Source organism: Polaromonas sp. P1_G2 (assembly GCF_056405515.1).
On record NZ_JBFUBY010001085.1, the window covers coordinates 1 to 464 of the forward strand.

At 62.8% G+C, this 464-nt stretch carries 1 protein-coding gene; it reads right to left on the bottom strand.

The annotated features are described in order from the left end of the window. Positions 1 to 69 precede the first annotated feature (69 nt). A partial coding sequence (locus AC1D0P_RS29170; protein WP_477679924.1) for a fumarylacetoacetate hydrolase family protein occupies positions 70 to 464 on the bottom strand: 395 nt, incomplete at its 5' end.

Below are 464 nucleotides of genomic sequence, written 5' to 3' on the forward strand. Positions count from 1 at the left end.
GGCTATGAGCGAGAATTTGCAGGTCCTGACGGTGGACAGCAATTTCCCGCTCTACGACATCACAATCGCCTAGCCCCGCTGATACGCCTCCACCGTCTGCTCGATGGCCCCGAAGATCGAATGGCCGCTCTTGTCCTTCATCTCGATGCGCACGACGTCGCCAGCCTTGAGGAACGGCGTCTTAGCCGCGCCGTGCATCATCGTTTCCACCATGCGCATCTCGGTGATGCAGGAATAGCCGGCACCGCCGTCGGAAATCGGTTTTCCAGGCCCATCGCCGAGCTTGTTCGACACCGTGCCGGAGCCGATGATCGTGCCGGCCGAGAGTGGGCGTGTCCGGGCCGCATGGGCGACAAGCTGGCCGAAATCGAAGGTCATGTCGAYGCCKGCATTGGCGCGGCCGAACGGCTTGCCGTTCAGGTCGACGGAGAGCGGCAGATGCAGTTTGCCGGCCTGCCAGGCAT